Genomic DNA, 2,438 nt, shown 5'->3' on the forward strand with positions numbered 1-2,438 from the left:
AGACGTTCAAGTCGTTAGACCCAATGGAGCAATATGTACGCTCTACATATTTTTTACGTTGCCTACTTATGATTAGATAGTATCTCTCTACTTTTAAAGTTTATTGTTTATGCTTTCATTATAGCACATCTCTTACAAACTTTCATTGAAAGCCGTCGAAGGAAGGACGGGGCTTTAAACCCAAAATTTTCGGTAATTATGGAATGATTAAGGGTAATTTAGAAGAGCGTGGCCAGAGGGGGTAGTGTGGGCAGAGAGGGGAGAGCAGAATCTCCACCTAAGCGATCGCTCTAGGCGGGGGAGCATTCAATGCTGAAATCGGTGTTTAATCTGAACATTTACTAATGTGATGAATCTTGCAATTCTCTACTGGGTGCTAATTGGGCTAATGCTTGTGGGAGTCTTGGGAGCAACTCTTCCAGGTCTACCTGGCACAAGTTTGATTTTAATGGCGATGGCGGTATGGTGCATGGTCACGAATTTTGCTGGAATTGGCTGGCCGGTGATGATCTTGTTTGTGATTTTAGTCTTAAGCGCAGCCATCGAACCCCTCGCCACTTATTGGGGCGCGAAACAAGTGGGAGCATCTAAGTGGGGTCAAATTGGTGCCGTTGTGGGATTAGTACTGGGATTTTTGGGTTTCCTACCAGCTTTGCCCTTCGGCGGACCACTGCTGGGTATTATAATCGGTCCAGTTTTGGGAGCGTTTATCGGGGAGTTTCTCTATCGCAGTGAGTGGACTCTAGCGTCACGAACTCAGCTAGCCTTAAAAGCAAGTGTGGGCATTATGGTAGGGTCGCTGATTGGCAATTTAATTGAAGGCTTGCTGGCTCTGAGTACAGTGATTGTTTTTGTTTTTACCACCTGGCCTGTGGTAATGGGAATTTAGCTTCCTCCGCGAGAAGCCCCACATCTCAATGCGCAGCATGAGTGTGGGATGAATCGCGGACAGGATCTATTGGATCTGGGAAGCGAGCTATTAAACTTCTGATCAGCTCGGACTGGGTCATTCCACGTCTATTCCCTTCTTGTTCCAATTGCCTTCTTTCAAACTCAGTAACTCTAATTGTCAATTTTTTATTTTTCATTTTCACTTGCCATTTGGCAGTACTTATTGTTAATATTATAGGTCGATAAAGCTAAAGAGCAAGTCAAATGAGAATAGCTGATCAGTACCGACTAAAACCTACAAAACAGCAAAAAGCCAAGATAGATCACTGGCTGTCAATGTTGTGCGCTCAATATAACTATCTGTTAGCTGATCGGTTTCGCTGGTACGATCATAATCGCTGTTCCATTAACGCTTGCCCCCTTGTTTGCCATCTTCCCGAATTAAGAGATAACCCGAACTACTATAGCCAAAAGAAAACTTTACCCAACCTCAAAAAAACTCATCCTTGGTACAAGGATATACATTCACAGGTGCTTCAGGATGTCGTTAAACGGGTAAAATTAGCTTTCGACCGATTTGTCAAAGGAGATAAAAATGGGAACAGGAGCGGTAGACCCAGATTCAAAAAACAACACCGCTACCGCACCTTTACTTATCCCCAGATCAAAGAGGGATCCTTACAGGGCGACCTAATCGACTTACCTAAGATAGGAAAAGTCAGAATTGTTTTACATCGTCCTGTTCCTGATGGATTTAAAATAAAAACAGCTTCAATCACCATAAAGTGTGACGGGTATTATCTGGTTTTGTCTCTAGAGGATAAAACTGTTCCCGAAGTTAAACCTAACATTAATCCTGATTCAATAGTCGGTATCGATGTTGGTCTTAAGGAGTTCTTGACTACTTCCGAAGGAGAAACTATTGGGATTCCACAATATTACCGAAAGTCTCAAAAAAGACTGAGGGTTATACAAAAAAGGGTATCTCGTAGGAAAAAAGGAAGCAAAAATAGACTCAAAGCTATTAAACAGCTTGGCAGGCAGCAGAAAAAAGTAGCAGACAAACGGAAAGACTTCCACTTTAAGACCGCTAATTATTTGCTGTCAAAATATGATCTAATAGCTCACGAAAAACTGAACGTAAAGGGACTGGCTAAATCCCGATTAGCTAAATCTGTGTTAGATGCTGGGTGGTCAAGCTTTCTGACAATCCTAGCAAGCAAAGCCTTAAATGCTGGCTTGTTGGCGGTTGTGTGATTCGTTAGTTAGAAACCTTACCTTAAATAAAGGTCTGGGGGATTAACTGCTTAGTCCATCTGGATTATGACAACTTGGTAACCATGGAGGTGAAAGCCCTCCCCTCGCGAAATCCGAGTGAAAGCCCTACCCCTACTTATAAGCGTGACAACCTTATGGGTAAAGCGGGGTCGAATAGTGAAGCACTACTAGCTCAAATGTGGTGTTAATAACAGGCAAGAACTCATGGGTACGAAAAGAAATGTATGTCCGAACCATCGTCAACAAGGAACTGCGCAAAGAGCTGAAAC

Annotated in this window: 1 protein-coding gene and 1 pseudogene; both read left to right on the forward strand. The window is 42.9% G+C overall.

The window, feature by feature from the left end:
- The first annotated feature begins 349 nt into the window (after nt 1–349).
- Nucleotides 350–889 carry a DUF456 domain-containing protein gene (locus F6K20_RS34170; RefSeq protein WP_008190633.1) on the forward strand — a complete coding sequence of 180 codons (540 nt, stop codon included), beginning with the start codon at nt 350–352 and terminating at the stop codon, nt 887–889.
- A gap of 266 nt (nt 890–1,155) precedes the next feature.
- Nucleotides 1,156–2,142: pseudogene (locus F6K20_RS34175) on the forward strand (RNA-guided endonuclease InsQ/TnpB family protein); the annotation flags it as partial.
- Between the last annotated feature and the right edge of the window lie 296 nt (nt 2,143–2,438).

The sequence above is a fragment of the Moorena sp. SIO2C4 genome (genome assembly GCF_010672485.1).
Taxonomy (GTDB): domain Bacteria; phylum Cyanobacteriota; class Cyanobacteriia; order Cyanobacteriales; family Coleofasciculaceae; genus Moorena; species Moorena producens.

Excerpts from the sequence above, each read along its gene's own strand:
- F6K20_RS34170 (WP_008190633.1), top strand. The coding sequence starts at position 350 with ATGAATCTTGCAATTCTCTACTGGGTGCTAATTGGGCTAATGCTTGTG.